The sequence below is a fragment of the Amycolatopsis ruanii genome, assembly GCF_003385175.1.
Classification (GTDB): domain Bacteria; phylum Actinomycetota; class Actinomycetes; order Mycobacteriales; family Pseudonocardiaceae; genus Amycolatopsis_E; species Amycolatopsis_E thermalba.
On record NZ_PQHY01000073.1, the window covers coordinates 1 to 19295 of the forward strand.

Annotated in this window: 13 protein-coding genes; 3 read left to right on the top strand and 10 right to left on the bottom strand. The window is 72.3% G+C overall.

All coding sequences use genetic code 11. From position 1 onward, the window contains the following. Positions 1-483: 483 nt before the first annotated feature. The 4 genes from D0D28_RS28660 to D0D28_RS28675 form a co-directional block, all read right to left on the bottom strand. Positions 484-1533 (bottom strand): relaxase/mobilization nuclease domain-containing protein, encoded by a 1050-nt coding sequence (locus tag D0D28_RS28660; protein ID WP_116113988.1) that lies wholly within the window; start codon positions 1531-1533, stop codon positions 484-486. Then, positions 1530-4439 (bottom strand): glycosyl hydrolase, encoded by a 2910-nt coding sequence (locus D0D28_RS28665; protein ID WP_116113990.1) that lies wholly within the window; start codon positions 4437-4439, stop codon positions 1530-1532. The genes D0D28_RS28660 and D0D28_RS28665 overlap by 4 nt, the downstream gene beginning before the upstream one ends. A gap of 295 nt (positions 4440-4734) precedes the next feature. Beyond that, a complete protein-coding gene (locus D0D28_RS28670) occupies positions 4735-8052 on the bottom strand; it encodes a glycosyl hydrolase (RefSeq protein WP_116113993.1) in 3318 nt (1105 codons plus the stop codon). A gap of 12 nt (positions 8053-8064) precedes the next feature. Next, positions 8065-11343 (bottom strand): family 78 glycoside hydrolase catalytic domain, encoded by a 3279-nt coding sequence (locus tag D0D28_RS28675; protein WP_116113995.1) that lies wholly within the window; start codon positions 11341-11343, stop codon positions 8065-8067. A gap of 327 nt (positions 11344-11670) precedes the next feature. On the opposite strand from D0D28_RS28675, the gene D0D28_RS28680 reads away from it, so the two are divergent. The 3 genes from D0D28_RS28680 (at position 11671) to D0D28_RS28685 (ending at position 13370) form a co-directional block, all read left to right on the top strand. Further along, complete coding sequence (locus D0D28_RS28680) at positions 11671-12615, top strand: multicopper oxidase family protein (protein WP_240323392.1); 945 nt, start codon at positions 11671-11673, stop codon at positions 12613-12615. After that, positions 12558-12965 (top strand): multicopper oxidase domain-containing protein, encoded by a 408-nt coding sequence (locus D0D28_RS37075; protein ID WP_233157203.1) that lies wholly within the window; start codon positions 12558-12560, stop codon positions 12963-12965. Before D0D28_RS28680 ends, D0D28_RS37075 begins: the two co-directional genes overlap by 58 nt. Positions 12966-13088: 123 nt before the next feature. Continuing rightward, positions 13089-13370: a hypothetical protein gene (locus D0D28_RS28685; RefSeq protein WP_143266175.1), complete on the top strand. Its 282-nt coding sequence runs from the start codon at positions 13089-13091 to the stop codon at positions 13368-13370. A gap of 21 nt (positions 13371-13391) precedes the next feature. On the opposite strand, the gene D0D28_RS28690 is transcribed toward D0D28_RS28685, so the two are convergent. From D0D28_RS28690 to D0D28_RS28715, 6 genes are read right to left on the bottom strand one after another with little or no spacing between them, the layout of a single operon-like run. After that, entirely contained in the window at positions 13392-13604 is a 213-nt protein-coding gene (locus D0D28_RS28690) for a helix-turn-helix domain-containing protein (RefSeq protein WP_094004970.1), read from the bottom strand. Next, positions 13601-14197: a LutC/YkgG family protein gene (locus D0D28_RS28695; protein ID WP_094005010.1), complete on the bottom strand. Its 597-nt coding sequence runs from the start codon at positions 14195-14197 to the stop codon at positions 13601-13603. Before D0D28_RS28695 ends, D0D28_RS28690 begins: the two co-directional genes overlap by 4 nt. Further along, a complete protein-coding gene (locus tag D0D28_RS28700) occupies positions 14194-15633 on the bottom strand; it encodes a lactate utilization protein B (RefSeq protein ID WP_116113998.1) in 1440 nt (479 codons plus the stop codon). Before D0D28_RS28700 ends, D0D28_RS28695 begins: the two co-directional genes overlap by 4 nt. A gap of 17 nt (positions 15634-15650) precedes the next feature. Continuing rightward, complete coding sequence (locus D0D28_RS28705) at positions 15651-16388, bottom strand: (Fe-S)-binding protein (RefSeq protein ID WP_116114001.1); 738 nt, start codon at positions 16386-16388, stop codon at positions 15651-15653. Continuing rightward, positions 16385-17854 carry a rhamnulokinase gene (locus tag D0D28_RS28710; RefSeq protein WP_205413389.1) on the bottom strand — a complete coding sequence of 490 codons (1470 nt, stop codon included), beginning with the start codon at positions 17852-17854 and terminating at the stop codon, positions 16385-16387. Before D0D28_RS28710 ends, D0D28_RS28705 begins: the two co-directional genes overlap by 4 nt. Then, positions 17854-19275 (bottom strand): L-fucose/L-arabinose isomerase family protein, encoded by a 1422-nt coding sequence (locus D0D28_RS28715; protein ID WP_116114003.1) that lies wholly within the window; start codon positions 19273-19275, stop codon positions 17854-17856. The genes D0D28_RS28710 and D0D28_RS28715 overlap by 1 nt, the downstream gene beginning before the upstream one ends. Positions 19276-19295: the final 20 nt, after the last annotated feature.

Consider the following 19295-nt stretch of genomic DNA (forward strand, 5'->3'; position numbering starts at 1 on the left):
GTACGGGCATTACGGTGTGACACGAGAGCCTCCGGCCTGGCGTGGGTCCTAGACAAGCCACACCCCAACCGGAGGCTCTCCCCATGTCAACACCAGCCAGCCGCTACCAACGTCCTGGCCAAGTACAGCTAGGGCGACAAGCAGTGCAAGCCCGGCGAACTTCTCCCTGCCACGTCCGGACAGCGCACCCACGGCTGCCAACGTCGCGACGCCTGCCGCAGGTCTCGTGCGACTGACCCGATGCGCTGAGGCAGGACCCGGTGTGGTGTGCGTGCTGCACGGTCGTACCGCTCAGTGCTTGCTGCAAGGGCTCCGGCATCATGGCCCTCTCTACCACGGGCTAGCGTCGCGAGTACCTCGCTCGTCGCGTGGATGACCCCCTCGACATCCTTGCTGCCGCGGCGGACTGCGGAGTTTGCCCGTTCGACGGCGTCAGTAGCCACCTCGATCGCTCGATGGCGGTCCGCGCGCGTGGCGCGGCCGTCATCGGTGTAGACGATCGGGTGGTCGACCGGAGGTGCGGTTGACCAGCGGGCGATTAGCTTCGGCCACGTCAGGTCGGCGGCAAGTTTCCGAACCCGAGAACGCGACTGGACGGCCGTCGGCTGTGACGTCACCTGGAAGAGACACCGTGTAACCGCGGATCTCGCCGTCGCCGCCGACCGTCGTTCGCGGGTTGAGGCCCTCGCGGCGGAGCTCGCGCAGAAACTCATCACCGCTGCTTGCGCTCGCGGCACACTGAGAGACCGCTCGCCGAAGCTGCTGCCGCGCAGTCAACTCCCAGCCCTTCCGGTCGGCCTTGCCCCGCTCGCGACGAGACAGCGCCTGTGTAGCCGTCTTGTCTGAAGTCGCTGTGCTCCGCAGTCCAAGTTCATGCTCGAGCGTCCGACACTCCGCGCGCAGCCTTGGATAGTCCCGGTATGGGTAGATACGTTTGCCAGTCTGCTCGGAGACCAGGATCGCCATCAAGTGAATGTGGTCGTCAGCGTGCCGCACGGCGATCCATCGAGCCCCGGCCTGGTGAATCCCGGTTGCCTTCATCAGTCGCTCGGTGACGTGTTCCCACTGCTTGTCAGTCAGAGTCGGGTCGTCGGGGTGAAGACGGAGGGGACAGTGCCAGAAACAACCCGGTCTGAGGATGAAGGCATCCTTCTTCGCGTCAAACCGGTAGTGCTTGACCCACGGCGGCGCATCCCTTGGTAGCCGCCGTCCCCCGCGCAGCGCCTCGGCCCAATGATGCGGGAGCTTGCGCGAATTGCTGAGTGGAAGTCCCGCGGCGGCGGCAAGCTCCTGCATGGTCTCGGTCAGTGGTCCCAGGTCGAGCTCAAGCCGGTCGGCGTCGACGAACCGCAGGTACGCGACGGTCCGTTCCATGTTCTGCCGGTAGCGCGAGCCGAGCAGCCGGACGCGGCCCAGCTCGAGCGGCCGCGGCCGGGCCGGTTCCGCGGCGGCGGCCGCCGTGGCGGGCACCGCCGCGACCAGCCCCGCTGCCGCGGCCAGCCCGAACACGCCCCGGCGGGTCAGGCCGGTCATCGGATCTCCTCCTGGCGGTACGGCACGAGGCGGGCGGGCCCGGCCAGGCCGTACGCCTGCCGGGTGGCGATGCCGAAGACGGCCGGGTTGCTCACCCGCAGCCGGTTCAGCAGCGTGGTGGCGACCTCGACCTCGAGGGTGTTGCGGCCCGGGCGCAGCCACGGCCCGACGTCGACCACCGGGTCGAGCACGTCGGCGGGCGGCAGGGCGCGGCCGTTGACCGTGACGCGGTAGGTGTCGAACACCTCGCCGAGTTCGAGGTAGGCGCCGAGACCGGGACGCCACGAGCCGAGGTCGACCGTGGTGCGGTAGCGGCCGACGCCGGAGACGTCCCGCAGCTCGGGGATCGCCGGCCAGGCGGCCAGGGCGGTCAGGGTGAGCCGGTGGGTGGTCTTCACCGTCTCGGTGGGGGTCGCGCCGGGCTGCCAGTCCTCGACCTCGAGGTCCCACGCGGTGAGCGGCACCGGCGCGGGCACAGCGTCCACGGTGGTGCGCACGACGCGACCGGTGGACAGCGTGGTCGAGTAGGTGCCGGCCGCGGTGGCACGCAGCACCAGCTTGCCGTCGTCGAACCGGACGTCCGCGTCGGAGGCGGTGGCGTGCGGCGTGCGGGCGCCCGGGCCGAAGCCGATCAGCATCGACTGGCCGGGGTTGAGGGCGACCCGCACCCGCACCTTGTCGCCGGCGCGCTCGTAGGTGCCGATCCGTTCCACGCGGCCGGTCCACGCGTCGAACAGGTACGGCTCGGCGGAGCGGTCGCGGGAAGTGAGCCAGACGTCCTGGTCCACCGCGGTGATGCGGCGGTTCTCGGCGTGCCGGGCGTTGGCGAGGTAGTAGTAGTCGACGCCGTCATCGACCCGGTGCACGGTCATGATCGTGGAGCGGGCGTATTCGACGTCGCGGGTCACGCCGAGGTCGGCGAGCGCGCCGGGGATGCCGTTGGCGTCGGCGGCCACCCGCACCCGCGGCAGGGCGACGAGCTGGGCGAGCAGCGTCCGGAGCTGGTCGTTCTCGCCGGGCTGGGCGATGCCGACCGAGTGCACGTCGGTCCAGCTGCCGACCACCACGACGGCCAGCCCGGCGCGGGCCAGGTCGAGCAGCCGGCGCACGGCGTGCACGGACAGGGTGTGTTCCCGGTTGCGGAAGATGTCGCCGTCGAGGATCAGCGCCTTGTAGGCCGGGCCGTCCGGGGCGAGGCGGCCGTCGCGCACGACCGCGCTGGGCAGGTCCAGCATCGGCTCGCTGAGGAAGCCGTGCGTCCAGCCGACCGGGATGCCGTCGTTGGTCGCCCACGGCGCGCCGATGCCGGTGGAGGTCCAGCCCTTCTGCCGGAAGAACGCCAGATCGGTCTTCTGGACACCGGCGCGCAGCACGAGCTGCGTGCGGGCGAACCAACCGGCGATGTCCGGGACGTGGCCCCAGGTCGGCTGGCGCGGGCCCCATGCCTCGGCGTAGCCGATGCCGGTGCCGTTGTAGGGCGAGAACGCCGCGAAGCCCGGCCACGCCGCGCCGGGCGCCGACGCGTAGGAGAAACCGTGCAGGACGGCCTGGTTGACGCCGCCGGCGAAGACGCTGCCCATGGTCTGCAGCACCTTGTCCCAGGTGGTGCTGTAGGCGCCGTTGGCGTAGGCGGCGGACTCACACGACAGCAGCCGCCGTCCGCCCATGTCGCGGCCGGACGCGAGCACGCGGTAGTCGTCGAGGTTCTTGAAGCCCAGCGACTCGCTTTCCGGCACGTCGAGCAGCGCGGCGCTGCGGATGGCGTCGGTGGGCAGGCCGTAGGGCTGCACGCGCAGGGTCATGCCCAGGCCGTGCGCGAAGTCGCGCAGCGGGAGCAGGTGGTTTTCGTGGTAGAGGTCGGAAAGGACCTGGTTGTGGTCGTCGCGGACGTGGTTGGTGGTCTCGCTGTCGAAGGTGAACGGGTACTTCTCGTTGCGCTGCACGATCACCGGCAAGTACGGCAGCAGGTCGTAGCCGGCGCGGCGGCGGAACTCGGCGAGGTGATCCGGCGTCCAGGGCGTCGCCTCGGTCTCGATCTCCAGCGAGTCCTCGAACAGGTCGCCGCCGGTCTCGCGCAGCAGGCGGCGGATCGCCGGGGTGAGGATCGTGCTGTGCCACACGTCGATCACCGCCTGGGCGCCGGCGCGGCTGAAGTGGTCGACGACGTAGGCCGGCGGCTCGGTGTGCGGCCCGGCTTCCGGTTGCTGCGCGGAGCCTCGCAGCCAGTAGGCGATGATCGCCCAGGTGCCCTCGGGAGCGGTCCAGGTCTCGCCGGAACCGAGCGTGCGGACGGTCGCCGGGTCGAGGGTGACGGTGGCGGCCGTGGTGGCGCCGATGACCTTCGCGACCTGCACGGCCACGAGGTCCTGCCGGTGCACGCCCTCCTCGGGCGGCTCGACGGCGGCGGGCGGCGGTCCGGAGTAGACGGTGCCGCCCTGGACGAACGTCACGCCGTGCGCGAGTTCCTTGCAGGCGGCCGGGTGGTCCGGGGTGATGGTGGGCACGGCGGTCGGCCAGCACGGCCCGAGCGCGAGGTCGACGCGCAGCTTGCGGTCCCTGGCGCGGCGCAGGGCGGTCTCCACGGCGGCGAGCCAGGCCGGGGTGCCCCAGCCGTGGCCGGCCGGGTCGAGGTCGGCGCGGACGCTGTGGTGCACGTCCTGGATCTCGACGCCGCCGAACCCGGCGTCGGCGATCTGGTCGACCTCGCGGGCGATCTCGCCGAGGTCGACCAATCCGTGCGGCCACCACCAGCGGAACTTCGCGGCGGTGTCGGGGCCCGGGGCGGCGAACCGCTGCGCGAACGGCCTGCCGGGTGCGGCCAGGGCGGGCGGCGCGGACGGCAACGCGGCGGCCAGGCCGAGGGCGGCGCTGGCGCCGAGGAAGGTGCGCCGGGTGAGTCTGGTCATGGGGAAACTCCGGGGACTGGGGAGGGGGATGGGGAAAACGAGCGGCACGGTGCTGCCCCGATGACAGCGGGGCAGCACCGGCTGAGCGCGACGAGCCAGTCAGCGGCACTGGTCCAGCCGCGCGGTCACCACGGCCTGCGGCCGCAGCACCACCGGGCCCACCAGGCCCGACGGAAGGATCCTGTGGCACGAGCCAGTCAGCGGCACTGGTCCAGCCGCGCGGTCACCACGGCCTGCGGCCGCAGCACCACCGGGCCCACCAGGCCCGACGGAAGGATCCTGTGGCACGAGCCGCTCAGCGGCACTGGTCCAGCCGCGCGGTCACCACGGCCTGCGGCCGCAGCACCACCGGGCCCACCAGGCCCGACGGGAGGATCTTGTTGCGCGAGTTGGCCAGCGTGTTGGTCACCCGCACCGCGATCGTGTTCTCGCCGGGCTTCAGCAGTGCTGTGGCGTCCACTGTGTACGGACGCCACAACGCCGTGGGCAACACCGCGCCGTTCACGGTCACCGTCGCCAGGTCGTGCACCGCGCCCAGGTCCAGCACCAACCGGCGGCCGGCCAGGTCCCGCGCGGTCAGCGACACCGTCGTCGTGTAGACGGCGCTTCCGGAGAACGTCGGGTCGAAGCTCGTCCACGAACCGAGCGGGCGTTCCGCCTCCACCGCGCCCGGCTTCTCCAGCCGCACCTGCCACGGGCCCGCCAGCGGGATCGGGGTCAGCGCGTCCGTCACCGAAGCCACGCCGCCGTAGCTGCGGCCGTTCGCCGCGCCGGACAGGTGGTACTCGCCGGGCGCGCCGGCGACCACCGTGGCCCGCAGGGACCGTCCGTCCACAGTGACCGCGTCGGCCGGCAGCGTGCCATCGGTCAGGTGCGGGGTCTCCCGGACGCCGTGGCGGAACACCACCGCGAGCGTCTCGTACGGCTGCAACCGCACCGGCACCGCCACACCGTCCCGGTCCGCGCGGTACGCCGTCGCGGTGCGGGCCGAACCGGTGCGCGGGTCCCAGATCTCCGGGACGCCCCCGCTGGGGAACGTCGCGGTCGTCGTCACGACCTGGTCGCTCTCGTTGTTCAGCAAGTACGCGACATCCTGGCCGCGCGCGGTCCGCGACACCCGCACGCTCGGCGCCGCGGGCTCCAAGCGAGCCGCCGCGTACGCCCGGGCCAGCCCGGGCAGCGCCTCGGCGTCGCCCACCACCGCGACGGAACCGGCACCACGCCGCTGCCAGGCGGCACCCGCGTCGCCGAACAGGCGGCTCAGTTCACCCGCCAGCTCGGCGTCCCGGCCACGCGCCTCCCGCGCCGGCAGCGGGCCGACCGCCGCGACGTGCCCGCCGACCTGCACGAACCGCGCCAGCGTGCGCACCGTTTCCAGGTCCAGCACCGGCGTCCGCGGCAGCACCACGAGCTGGTAGGACGCCTGGCCGACGTGCAGCTCACCGGCCCGCGCCACGGCCTGGAACCGCGCCACCGGATCGCCGGACAGCGACGAGTCACTCACCAGGTCGAAATCGACCTGGCCCCGCTCCAGCGCGTACGCGGCGTCCGCGAAGTGCCCGTCCAGCGTGTGCTCGGCGTCGGCCACCCGGGTCTGCTCGGCCGCCCGCTGCGGCTGCACGAGCACGGTCCGCGCCAGGTTCTCGCCCCGGCCCAGCTCCATCACCCGGCCGATCCACGCGTCGACCGCGGGCATGTCCGCCCAGAACGTGCTGCGCGGCCCGAACGGTGGCGGGAAGTTGACCGAGTTCTCGTCGGTCCACATGGCGTGCAGGAACGTCAGGTTCACGCCGCGCGCGGCGAGCGCACCGGTGGTCGCGTGCATGAATTCCGGCGCGACCTGCCAGCCCGAGTTGCCGAACGTCTCCATCACCACGCGCGGCGCGCCGCTCTGGTGCGCGGCGGACGCGGCGTTGCGGCCCAGCATGGTCTGCTCGCCGAGCGTGTAGTCGCCGGTGATCATGTCGCTGCCGGGCACCTGCGCCCACTGGTTGTCCTTGCTCAGGTCACCGGTGGAGTGCATGCGCTGCTGCGGGCCCTCCTCGTCCAGCAGCGGGTTGGTCAGCAGCTGCAGCCCGTGCCGCGCCATCCACTCGGCCTGACGCTGGTAGTAGTTCGTGGCGAACAGATCGTTCACCGCGCGCCAGTAGTAGCCGGCGGCCGGATCGGCGGTGGGGTCCAGGCCGTCCGCGGCGCCCAGGTACGCCACGCCCGGGGTGCCACCGGCGGCGACGATCGCCTGAGCCAGGCCCGGCGAGGCCGGCAGCCGCTTGAACGGGTGCGGCTGCGCGGAGGCGAGGAACGGCTCGTCGTCCCAGAACCCGGGCACCACGGTGCCCATCGCCCACGGGAAGCGCCGCACGTACTCGCCCGGCACGGTGTCCAGGAACGCGTCGGTGGCCGCCGGGTCGAGCAGGTCCAGGTACCCGCGCACGTAACCGCTGGAGTCGTCGCGCAGCAGCGCCTGCGCGTACACGTCCACCTGCCACTGCCCCGCCGGGACCGACCAGGCGCCCTGCGCCGGGTCCAGCTCGACCGCGGTCCGGAAGTCGGCCGTGCCCGCCGGGCGCGCCGCCGCCGCGGTGATCCCGGCCAGGGTGACCCGCGCCGCCGGGAAATCGGTGAGCACCCGCGCGTCGTCGAAGTTCGACGACCACAACACGCCGCCGTCCGGCGCGGTCACCGACAGGGTGTCCCACTGCGACCGCTGGGTGCCCTCGGCCGACACCGCGACCGAGCCCTTCGCGTACGTCGAGTCGGTGGCCGCGGGCTGCACGGTGTTGTTGATCTTCGGCGTGATCGTGTTGCCGGAGACCGTCACCGTGATCGTCTGCGCGCGGGTCGCGGAGAAGCCGGGCGTCGGGATGCCGGTCGTCAGCCGGGTCCGCTGGGTCCCGTCGACCCGCCACACGCTCGTGTTGCCCTTCACGTCGACGTCGACCAGGTAGCCGTTCGTGCCGTCGCTGCGCACCATCAGCTGCGTGCCGCCGCTGGTGAGCGTGACCTTGCCGGTCACCGTGTAGTCGGTCCAGCCGCCGCCCGGGGTCAGCGCCGCGCCGCCGGGCTTGGTCGCCGGATCGACGACGAGCTTGCCGCCGTCCACCGACAGACCCGTGGTCTCGGCGAGCGTCAGCGTCGCCGGACCGGTCACGATGCGGCTGGACCGCAGCAGTCCCTTGAGCCGCAGCTCGGGGTGCTCCTCGGCGACCTTCAGCCCACCCCGGCCGCTCGGGAAGTTGTTGTCGTTGAACAGCCACATCTTCATGCCCGTGCGCTGCGCCTCACGCAGGACGTGCTCGATGAGCGTGAACCACTCCTCGGTGAGGAAGGCCGGCCGCATCGACGCGCCACCGTAGGGGAACACGACGGCCTCGTAGATGCCCTTGTCCCGCATCTCGGCCATCTGCCGGTCGGTGGTCTCCGGCGTGATCGTGTTGTTCCAGTACCAGTAGACGCTCGGCCGGCTGTCCTTCGGCGGGTCGGCGAAGGCGGCCGGATCGAACCGGGACAGATCGGTGGTCGGGGCCGGGCCGGGGCTTTGTGCGGCGGCGGGTGCCGAGGCCAGGCCCACCGCGGTGACAGCCGCGAGCAGGACGGAGACGAGCCTTCTCATGGTGGTGTCCTCTCAGGCCACGCGCGAGCGGAAGGTCCAGGAACCGGAGCCGGCCTCGAAAACCGCCTCGGCGCCGTCCACGCGGACGAAGCGAGCGCCGTCGGCGACCGGGACGTGACCGGTGAACGGCACGTGCACCTCGGCCGTCGCGCCCACCGGCACGGTGACGTCCAGCCGGTACTCGCCGCCGGTGCGGCTCCAGGAGGTGCGGATCTCGCCGTAGGTGCTCTCGTACCGGCCGGAGGCCGAGGTCAGATCGCCGACGACGGCCGGGTCGATCAGCAGGCGCCGGAACCCGGTGGAATCGGGCGTCTGCTCGATGCCGGTCAGCCGCGTCTGCAGCCAGCCGTCCATCGCGCCGAGCATGAAGTGGTTCTGCGACTGGCCGCTGCCGCCGTCCCAGGTCTCGCCGAGCGCGGTCAACCCGGCCTTGACCTGGAAACCCAGGCTGGGGCTGGTGGTCCGGGTCGCGATCAGGTACACGACGTCGTCGCGCCCGGCCTCGGACAGCACGCGCAGCACGGACGGGAACGAGATCTCGCCCATGATCAGGTGCCAGCCGGTCGCCTGGATGCTGTCCACCAGGTGCCGCACCTGCGCGGCCCGCAGGTCCGCGGGCACCGCACCCATGTCCAGCGCCAGTGCGGTCGCGCCCTGCCCGCCGCCGCCGAACAGGCCGGTGGCCGGGTTGTAGTACTTCGCCCACACCTTGCGGGCGAGGTCGTCGGCGCGGGCGCGGTAGGTGGCCGCGTCCGCGTCGCGACCCAGCGCCTGCGCGACCTTCGCGAGCCCGTCGGCGATGGCCCACACCCCGAACGTGCCGGTGATCGCACGCGGCATCACGGGCTTCTCGGTGGTGATCCAGTCGCCGAGGCTGTAGTCGTAGACCCCGCCGTCGATCCAGCGGGTGGTCTGTCCCTCCAGATAGGACAGATACCGCTGCATCGCCGGGTAGTGGGTGCGCAGCAGGTCGGTGTCGCCGTAGGTGCGGTAGGCCTTGAGCGGCAGCAGGACCAGCGCGCCGCCCCAGTTCGGGTCGTCGCGGTAGGTGCCGGCCAGCGTCACGTAGTCCGGCACGGTGCTGGGCACCAGACCGGAGGACTCCTGGCCGTCGGCGATGTCCTGGACGATCTTGCCGAGGTAGGCCTCGACGTCGTAGTTGCGGGCGATCGTGTCGAAGGCCAGGTGGTCCTGCTCCAGCCAGCCCAGCTTCTCCCGGCTCGGGCAGTCGGTGAGCACGCTCTGCATGTTGTTCTCCAGCGCGTGCCGGGTGAGCCGGTGGATGCCGTTGACGATCTCGTTCGACGTGGTGAACTCGCCCGCGGAGTCGTTGTCGGCCATGGTGCGCAGGCCGGTGACCGACAGCTGGGCGTCGTCCGGGACGCCGACGACCTCCAGGTAGCGGAAGCCGTGGTAGGAGAACTCGGGGTGCCAGGTCTGGGCGCCGCCCTTGCCGGTGAAGCTGTCCCAGATCGGCGCGCCGACGTTCGACTTCGACTGGTCGACGCGCCCGTTGCGCAGCGCCTCGGCCGGGAAGACGCGGACCGTGGTGCCGGCGGGGGCGGTCAGCGTGATCCGCGGGATGCCGGCGATGTTGCGGCCGACGTCGAAGACCCGCACACCGGGCGCGGGACGGGACACCTCGGCGCCGGGCAGCTGCTCGACGATGCGGACGGGCTCGCCGCTGCGCGCGGTGAGCTTCGTGGTCGGCGCGGGCGGGGCGACGGCGGTGACCGGCGTCCAGGTGGCGCGGTTCGCGCCCGGCGCGTCCCAGCCCGGGATTTCGCGGCGGGCGTCGTAGTCCTCGCCGCCGTACCAGTTGGACGCGGTGGTCGGGCCGAGCGTGGTGCGCCACGAGGTGTCGGTGCCGACGCGCTGGACGCTGCCGTCGGCCATGGTCAGTTCGAGCTGCGCGATCACCTGCGGGTCGCTCGCGGTGCGGGCGAACTTGCGGTAGCGGCCGGAGGTGTGCAGCGCGTCGGCAGTGCCGTTGCCGACCGCGATGCCGATCGTGTTGCCGCCGCCACGGATCTGGCCGGTGACGTCGTAGGCGGCGTAGGTGACCCGGTCGGCGTAGTCGGTGTTGCCGGGTTCGAGCACGGCGTCCCCGACGCGGGCGCCGTTGAGGCTCGGCACGTACACGCCGAGGCCGCTGACGTACAGGCGGGCCTGCTTCACCTGGCCGTGGACGGTGAAGTCCTTCGCGAACAGCGGCAGGGCCTCGGGCAGCCAGTTCTCCGGCGTGGGCTGGTCCTTGACGGTCGCGGCGACGGTGAACGGGCCGGATGCGGCGGGCGCGGTCTGGATCGTGTAGTCGACGGGGAAGTTCGGGGTCCTGCCGTCGGCGGTGCGGGTGTCGGTGCGCGGGTAGAGCACGACCTGGTCGAAGGTGCGGTCGGCGCCGAGGTCGATGGTCACCCACACCGGCGCGTCCGGGGTGTCGTGCGCGGCGCTCTGGTAGCCGGCGTTGCTCGCCTCCTCCGGGTTGGAGGTGACCAGGCCGTCGGCGATCAGGCCGGGCTCCCACTCCTTGCGGATGGTCTCCGTCTCCGAGGCGGTGACGAACTTGTCCCGCCCGGCGGCGAAGTTGACCGACGGGTCGGCGGAGTTGCGCACCTGCATCTCGGCGAGCTGCAGCCGGTGGGTCAGATCCGGGAAGCGGCGCGCGGTGCCGGTGGTGACGAGGCGGTTGTTGCTGTCGATGGGCTGTTCGGCGAGCGGCAGGCCGAGTTTGGTGACGTCGAGGCGAACGTACCGCGCGGTCCGCCCCGGCAGGGTGACGACCACCGGCTGCGCGGGCTTGCGGCTCAGCTGCCAGTCGTGGTTGGTGACCCAGCCGGCCGTCCAGTCTCCCCGGTCGATGAGGCCGGTTTCGAACCAGGTCGGCTCGCTCCACGCCGAGGGCGCGGGGCCGGACCAGGTGCGCACGCGCCAGTACACGCGCTGACGGCTGGTGAGGGTCTTGCCGGCGTAGGTGGCTTCGACGTCGGCGCTCGCGACGCGGCCGGTGTCCCACAGGTCGGCGCGGCCCCGGCCGAGGGCTTCGGGTGAGGTGGCGGCCTGGATCTGGTAGGCGGACTGCTCGCGCTGGCGTGCGTGCGCGGTGTTCTGCCAGGACAGGACGGGCGCGGTGTCGTCCGTCCCCAGTGGACGGTCCTGGTGCGCGGTGCGCAGGCCGGTGACGGAGACGAGCCCGCCCTGCGCGACGCCCGGCGGGGCGAGCCCGGTCACCAGCGCCGCGGCGACGGTGACCGGGATCAGGATTCTGCGGAGACGAGAACGAGAGCGCATCGGTGCTGCTCCTCCTCGGCCGGTGGGGAAACGGCCGCTGATTCGACGGTGAATCGTTTCAAAACCTGAGGGAACGTTACGTGGACTTCACGTTCGGAACAAGATCGGTGTCCGATTTCGGCCACCCGCGGCCCCTCACGCGGGGGATCTCCGCCCAGGCCGTAGGTTTTCGGGCGTGAGAAGACGTGCTTTCCTCGGATTGTCGGTGCTGTCCGGGCTGACGGTGGCCTGCGGTCGGACCCGGGCCCGGCCCCGGCCACCCCCTCGGACTTCGGCACCCCGCTGCGGATACCGCCGCTGCTGCGGCCGGAGGCTGGCGCCGGTGGCGTGCGCCGGTTCGACCTCGCGATGCGGACCGGCACGACGCAGATCCTGCCCGGCAAACAGACGCCGACCTGGGGCTTCAACGGCACGTTCCTCGGACCGACCCTGCGCGCCGCGCGCGGCGACGTCGTCCAGATGGCGGTCCGCAACGAGCTTCCCGAGACCAGCACGGTGCACTGGCACGGCATGCGCCTGCCCGCCGCCATGGACGGCGGGCCGCACCAGCCCATCGAGCCGGGCGCGCTCTGGTCCCCGCGGTGGACCATCGACCAGCCCGCGGCCACGTCCTGGTACCACCCGCACCCGCACGGCGCCACCGCGCGGCACGTCTACCGCGGGCTGGCCGGCATGTTCATCGTCGACGACGAGACCGATCCCGGGCTGCCCTCGGACTACGGGGTGGACGACATCCCGCTGATCCTGCAGGACAAGAACTTCGCCGAAGACGGCTCCTTCGACGGTGACCCGCTCGACGGCACGTTCGGGATCCTGGGGGACCACGTCCTGGTGAACGGCACCTACGGTCCCGTGCTGCAGGTGACCACCGAGCGGGTCCGGTTCCGCGTGCTCAACGGCTCCAACGCCCGCATGTACACCCTCGGCTTCGGCGACCGGCGCCGCTTCCACGTCGTCGCCACCGACGGCGGGCTGCTCGGCGCTCCCGTCGAGGTCGAGCAGTTCTCCCTCACCCCCGGTGAGCGCGCGGAGATCGTCGTCGCGTTCGCGCCGGGCGAGCAGGTCGTGCTGCGCAACACCGACAACGGTGTCGACATCGGCGCGGGCGACTTCGACGTGCTGAAGATCGTCGCCGCCGGACGGCTCACGCCGTCACCCGAACTGCCCGCGCGGCTCACCGAGCTGCCCCCGTCACTCCCCCGCCCGGCGCCACCGTGCGGCGGTTCACGCTCAACGGCCACGACGCCATCAACGGCAAGGAGATGGACCTGACCCGGATCGACGAGGTCGTGCCGGCCGGTGCCGTCGAGATCTGGGAGATCGAGAACAACGTCTACTCGCACAACTTCCACATCCACGAGGTCGCGTTCCAGATCCTCGACACCGACGGCGCCCCGCCGCCGTCCTACGCCACCGGGTACAAGGACACCGTCTACGTGCCCGGCAAGAGCGTCGTCCGGCTCGCGGTCCAGTTCGGGAAGTTCACCGATCCCACGTCGCCGTACATGTACCACTGCCACATCCTGCGGCACGAGGACTCCGGGATGATGGGCCAGTTCGTCATCGTCGAGCCCGGCACCGAAAACCAGGTCAACCGGGCCATTCCCGGCCACCCGCACTGATCCGCCGCCCCGTAGCGGAACAGTAGCGGGGACGGGTTCGTCCTGCGTGCGCGCTCCGGTTCGCGTCAGGGGCATGCCAAGCCGGTGGGCGACGATGAATCCTTCACCACTGGGAGGCTCATCATGCAACGAAGCTTGACACGGCTGGCCACGGTGTCGGCGCTGGCGGCCGCGCTGACGTTCACCGGCTGGACGGCGACCACGGCGCTGGCGGGCGCGAGTCCCGCACCCACGGACACCGGGACGGTGACGACCCAGGACGTGTGGGTTCCGTGGAAGGTCTACGCCACCTACGAAAAGTGCCGGCAGCAGGGCCGGGACATGATCGGCGTCGGCGCCGTCGTCGACTACCGGTGCAGCTTCGACAGCCCCGGCTGGCTGCTCGAACTCCGGATGGTCAGCTAGCGGGCCCGCCCGGCGGGGAACTCACAGCAGGCCCCGCCGGGCGGCCCACACCACCGCCTGGATCGGCGCCACGAAGCCCAGCCGGTCGCAGAGGGCACGCAGCCGTCGGCGGACGGTGCGTTCCGACAGGTCCAGGCGGCGCGCGATGGCGTCCAGCGGGAGGCCGTCGGCGAGCAGTTCCAGCAACTCCAGATCCGCCTGGGGCAGCGTGGCGGGGCGCTGCGCGGTCGTCACGGCGACACCAGCAACACGTGCAGCGTCCGCGGCCCGTGCACGCCCTCGACCCGGTTCAGCTCGATGTCGCTCGTCGCGCTGGGGCCGCTGATCCAGGTTTGCGGCCGGTCCGGGGACAACGCGGCCACAGCCTGGGGCACGCCGGGCACGATCTGGTCGGTCCGCAGCACGCACACGTGCCGGTCGGGCACCAGGCTCACCGCGCGGCGCCCCTGTCCCGGCCCGTGGTCCAGCACGATCGTGCCGGTGGTCGCGATCGCCAGCGCCGCCAGGGTCACCACCGCGTCCAGCCGGTCCAGCTCCGCCGCGGACTGCCCGGTGTCCGGCACCGCACCGGGCACCTCCCACGGGAAACCGTCCGGCACCAGCACCGCTTCCGCGTCACCCAGCGCCGACGACAGCGCCGCGGGCAGAGTGTCCACAGTGCACCGCGTCAGCTCGGCGCGGTAGTCCACCAGCCGCTCGGCGAACAGTTCCACCACATCACCTGACGGCACCGCCGACCGGTAGCCGCGGGGCACCGGAGCCTCCGACGGGTCCGCCGAAGCCAGCGCGGACCGCACCCGGCCCAGGATTTCCTCGCGCGCGCTCATCGCCGTCCCTCCCGCCGCCACCACGACCGGAACGACTCCACCGGCGGCGCCGGCACGTCCCGCGCGTTGCTCCACAGCGAACCCGGCCACGGCAGCCGTCCCAGGGCGCGCCGCCCGCCGGGCATCACCTTGCGCCCCAACCGGTTCAGCGCCCGGCCCGCGACGCCGAGACCAAACTCGGCCCAGCCCAGGCGCCGCGCGTCGGCGAGCACCCAGGACGCCGACTTCATCGCCACCGCCTCGGCCTTCGGCGACGACCGGTGCGCGTCGACCACTGTGGACCGCAGGTGCACCAGCACCTCGGGGATGTCGATCCGCACCGGGCACGCCTCGAAGCACGCGCCGCACAGGCTGGAGGCGTACGGCAGCGAATCGATCTGCTCGTCCACACCGGTACCGCGCAGCAGCGGGTTCAGGATCGCCCCGATCGGACCCGGGTACACCGAGCCGTAGGCGTGTCCGCCGGTGCGCTCGTAGACCGGGCACACGTTCAGGCAGGCCGAGCACCGGATGCAACGCAGCGCCTGCCGCCCCACCTCGTCGGCCAGCGCACGGGTGCGGCCGTTGTCCAGCAGCACCACGTGCATCTCCTGGCCCTCGGTCGCGCCCGACCAGGTCGAGGTGTAGGGGTTCATCCGCTCCCCCGTGCTCGACCGCGGCAGCAGCTGCAGGAACACGTCCAGATCGGACCAGGTCGGCACGATCTTCTCGATCCCGACCACCGACACCAGCACCTCGGGCAGCGTCAGGCACATCCGGCCGTTGCCCTCGGACTCGACCACGACCAGCGTCCCGGTCTCGGCGACCGCGAAGTTGGCACCCGACACGGCCATGCGCGCCCGCAGGAACTTCTCCCGCAGGTGCAGCCGCGCCGCACCCGCCAGCTCCGCCGGCCGGTCCGACAGGTCGTCGGGTGCCGGGCGCCCGGCGGCGGCCATCTTGTCCCGGAAGATTTCCCGGATTTCCGCGCGGTTGCGGTGGATCGCGGGCACCAGGATGTGCGAGGGCAGGTCGTCGCCGAGCTGCACGATCAGCTCGGCCAGGTCGGTCTCCCACGCGGTGATCCCCTGCGCGGCGAGCGCTTCGTTGAGACCGATCTCCTGCGTCGCCATCGACTTGACCTTGACGACCTCGTCGACGGCGTGCTGTCGCGCGATGGACGCGACGATCTCGCACGCCTCGGCCGCGTCCCGCGCCCAGTGCACGGTGGCGCCGCGGCCGGTCAGCGCCTTCTCCAGCGTCAGCAGGTGCTCGTCGAGGTGGCGCAGCGTGTTGTCCTTGATCGCCGCGCCGGCCAGCCGCAGCTCCTCCCACTCGCCGACCTCGCCGACGACCGCCGCGCGCTTGGCGCGGATCGTGCCGGTGGCGTGCGCGAGGTTGCGGCGCAACTGCGTGTCCGACAACGCCTCCCGCGCCGCCTTCGGAAAGGCGGGCATTCCCACGAAAGTGGCGCTCACGAGCGATCCTCCGTTCCCGCCAGCACCTCGGCCAGGTGCATCACCCGCACGCCGGTGCGCTGCCGCGACAGCAGCCCGCCGATGTGCAGCAGGCACGAGTTGTCCCCGGCCACCAGCACCTCGGCGCCGGTGTCCAGCACGTGCCGCGCCTTGTCCGCGCCCATCGCGGTCGAGGTCTCGGCGTTCTTCACCGCGAACGTGCCGCCGAAGCCGCAGCATTCGTTCGCGGCGGGCAGCTCCACCAGGTCGAGCCCGCGCACCTCGCGCAGCAACCGCAGCGGCCGGTCGCCGACGCCCAGCATCCGCAGCGAGTGGCAGGTCGGGTGGTAGGTGACGCGGTGCGGGAAGTACGCGCCCACGTCGGTCACGCCGAGCACGTCGACCAGGAACTCGGTCAGCTCGTACACCTTCGGCGAGGTCTCCGCGACCACCTCCTGCAACCGCTCGTCCCCGCTGCGGCGCGCCACGATCGAGTGCTGGTGGCGCACCGAGCCCGCGCACGACCCGGACGGGGTCACGATCGCGTCGTAGCCGGCGAACGCGCCGACGAAGTTGCGCACCACCGGCACGGCCTCGTCCAGGTAGCCGGTGTTGACCATGGGCTGCGCGCAGCAGGTCTGCGCGGCCGGGAACTCCGCCGCCACGCCGAGCCGCCGCAGCAGCGTGAACACCGCCTTGCCGGTGTCCGGGAACATCGCGTCGTTGATGCAGGTGACCTGCACGGCGACCTTCATGCCACCACCCTCGGATCGATCCGCGCGGCCGCCCGCGCCCAGTCGGCCTCGCGGCCGGACGGTTCGTAGCGGCGCAGCTCGTGCGTGTCCCGGATCAGCGCCCGCATCGCGGCGAGGTCCGGCAGGTCCGCGCCCAGCGCCCGGGCCTGCACGAGCACGTTGCCCAGCGCGGCGGCCTCGACCGGCCCGGCCAGCACCGGCACGCCGCAGGCGTCCGCGGTGAGCTGGCACAGCAGCTCGTTGCGCACCCCGCCGCCGACCACGTGCACGACGTCGACCGGCCTGCCGGTCAGCTCCGATGCCTGGCGCACGGTCCGACGATAGGCCAGCGCGAGGCTGTCCAGCACGCACCGCACGATCTCGCCGGGCGTCTCCGGCACGCGCTGACCGGTTTCGGCGCAGGCCTGCCGGATCCGGGATGGCATGTCCCCCGGCGGCAGGAAGACCGGCGCGTCGATGTCCACGACCGCCGACAGCGCGGGCACCTCCGCGGCCTGCGCCAGCACCGACGGCAGCGACACCGGCGTGCCCTGCGCGTCCCAGGTCCGCAGCGACTCGGACAGCACCCACAGGCCCATCACGTTGCGCAGGAACCGGATCGTGCCGTCGACGCCGCCCTCGTTGGTGAAGTTGGCCGCCAGCGCCGCGTCGCCCAGCTCCGGTTCGCCGAGTTCCAGCCCGACCAGCGACCAGGTGCCCGACGAGATGTAGGCGAAGTTCGTGCCCGGCTCGGCCGGCACGCCCACCACGGCGGAGGCGGTGTCGTGCGATCCGACGGCGACCACCGGCAGCTCCGGCAACGCCAGCTCGGCGGCCAGGTCCGGCAGCAGCGTGCCGACCACGGTGCCCTGGTCGCGCAGCAGCGGCAACAACCGGGCCGGGATGCCCAGCCGCTCCGCCAGGCCCACCGCCCACTCCCGCGACCGCACGTCGTAGAGCTGCGTGGTGGAGGCGTTGGTGCGTTCGGCGCCGCGCACCCCGGTCAGCCAGTAGTTCAGCAGGTCCGGGATGAGCAGCAGGGTCTCGGCCGCGCTCAGATCACGCTCGGCCAGCAGCTGGTAGAGCGTGTTGAACGGCAGCTGCTGCAGGCCGGTGACGTCGAACAGCTCGCGCGCCGGAACCGTCTCCAGCACCCGCTCGGCCACGCCTTCGGTGCGGGCGTCGCGGTAGTTGACCGGGTTGCCCAGCAGCGCCCCGGAGGCGTCGAGCAACCCGTAGTCCACGGCCCAGGAGTCTATGCCGAGACCGTCCAGCGCACCGGCCTTGTGCGCGGCCCGCACGCCGGTCAGCAGCTCCCGGTACAGGCCGAGGATGTCCCAGTACAGGGTCGATCCACCCGCTCGGGCGACCCGGACGCCCCCGTTGGGGAACCGGTGCACCTCCTCGACCGCGAGCACGCCCGGCCCCACCGTCCCGGCCATGACACGCCCGCTGGAGGCGCCCAGGTCGGCGGCCGCCAGGCGCATCACACCCGCACCAGGCGCAGTTCGAGGCCGAGCAGGTCGGCCACGGCTTCGAGTTCCGGCACGCGGTGCCCGGTGCCCAGCGCCCAGTGGTGGTTCACCCCGGCGGCCGACCACGCGTCGGTCCACTCCCCCGGGTTGCCGCCGAAGTCCACCCGGGAGGTGGTGTTGCCGATCTCCAGCAGCGGCCCGGGCACCACCTCGCCCTCGGACGCGACGAGCGTGAACCGCCCGTCCCGTTCCTGGCCGAGGCCGAGCAGGGTGACCGGACCGTGCTTGACGTCGAACTCGACGGACACGCCCCAGCCGCGCTTGCCGTGGTAGACGCCGAGCCCGCGCAGCAGCGGCCGTCGCGCGCTGATCGCCAGGTGCGCGGGGCCGTCGTGGCCCATTTCGACCACGTTGTCCCGGAAGTTCAGCGCCTGCAGCTCGGTGAACGAACCGCCCGCGCCGAGCCGGTCCATCACCAGCATCGCCAGCGAGTTGCGCAGCTCGAACTCCCCGGCCGCCGGGATGCCGCGGGCGGTCAGCAGCGACGCGCCGAGGATGAACCCGGCGCCGACCCGCTCGTGGGTCTCCCCGTCCAGGCCGCGGTGGTAGTAGGCCAGCGTGTCCAGGGAGAAGTCCTCGACCAGCCGGTCCAGCGCCACCGAGACGCGGGCGCCCCACGCGAAGTCCTCCTCGACGACCGAGTCGTCCAGCTCGAAGATCTCCTTCGCGAGGTCCATCCGCGCCTTGGTCTCGTCGTCGGTGACCTTCTCGACCCGCACCCGCAGGTCGTCGATCTCCAGGATCTCCACGTGCCCGCCGAACTGCGCGGTCACCAGGGTCGGGTCGGTGGCGACGTCCATCATGCCCGGGTAGAGGTGGCCGAGCAGGCCGTGCCGCCCGTGCCGGAACGCGGCGCGCACCCCGGCGGCCTTGATCCAGCGCTCGACGCGGGTCCAGGCCCGCTCGTCCTCCAGATACCCGGACACCGAGCGGAACTCGACGCCCACGCGGCGGAACGCGTTGGCCATCTCCGGCAGCGGGCAGGCGCCGCAGTAGGCGAGCCAGGCCCCGGTGTCGAAGTTCGCGTGGTCCATCGCCTCGGTGGGCTGCAGGTTGAGCAGCAGCACCGGCGAGCCGCTGCGCTGCGCGACCGGCGCGAGCATGCTCGAGGTGAGGTAGGTGGTGAGGAAGCCGATGATCAGGTCGCAGTCGGCGACCCGCAGCTTCTCCGCCGCGGCCGCGCCCTCCCGCTCGTCCGAGACGAACCCGGCGTCCACCACCTCGCAGTCCAAAGCGGACAGACGCTCGGCCACGCGCCGTGCGGAGGCCTGCAATTGCGGCAGCAGCTCCGGGAACTGCGGCCAGTACGCGCCCAGCCCGCCGGCGACGAGGCCGACGCGCGTGCGCCGCGGGGTGATCCGCTCGAGGGTCATCAGAATGTGTCCTTCCTGCG

Coding starts and splice junctions, on each gene's coding strand:
- D0D28_RS28660 (WP_116113988.1), bottom strand. CDS start 1,533: ATGACCGGCCTGACCCGCCGGGGCGTGTTCGGGCTGGCCGCGGCAGCG.
- D0D28_RS28665 (WP_116113990.1), bottom strand. CDS start 4,439: ATGACCAGACTCACCCGGCGCACCTTCCTCGGCGCCAGCGCCGCCCTC.
- D0D28_RS28670 (WP_116113993.1), bottom strand. CDS start 8,052: ATGAGAAGGCTCGTCTCCGTCCTGCTCGCGGCTGTCACCGCGGTGGGC.
- D0D28_RS28675 (WP_116113995.1), bottom strand. CDS start 11,343: ATGCGCTCTCGTTCTCGTCTCCGCAGAATCCTGATCCCGGTCACCGTC.
- D0D28_RS28685 (WP_143266175.1), top strand. CDS start 13,089: ATGCAACGAAGCTTGACACGGCTGGCCACGGTGTCGGCGCTGGCGGCC.
- D0D28_RS28695 (WP_094005010.1), bottom strand. CDS start 14,197: ATGAGCGCGCGCGAGGAAATCCTGGGCCGGGTGCGGTCCGCGCTGGCT.
- D0D28_RS28700 (WP_116113998.1), bottom strand. CDS start 15,633: ATGCCCGCCTTTCCGAAGGCGGCGCGGGAGGCGTTGTCGGACACGCAG.
- D0D28_RS28705 (WP_116114001.1), bottom strand. CDS start 16,388: ATGAAGGTCGCCGTGCAGGTCACCTGCATCAACGACGCGATGTTCCCG.
- D0D28_RS28710 (WP_205413389.1), bottom strand. CDS start 17,854: ATGCGCCTGGCGGCCGCCGACCTGGGCGCCTCCAGCGGGCGTGTCATG.
- D0D28_RS28715 (WP_116114003.1), bottom strand. CDS start 19,275: ATGACCCTCGAGCGGATCACCCCGCGGCGCACGCGCGTCGGCCTCGTC.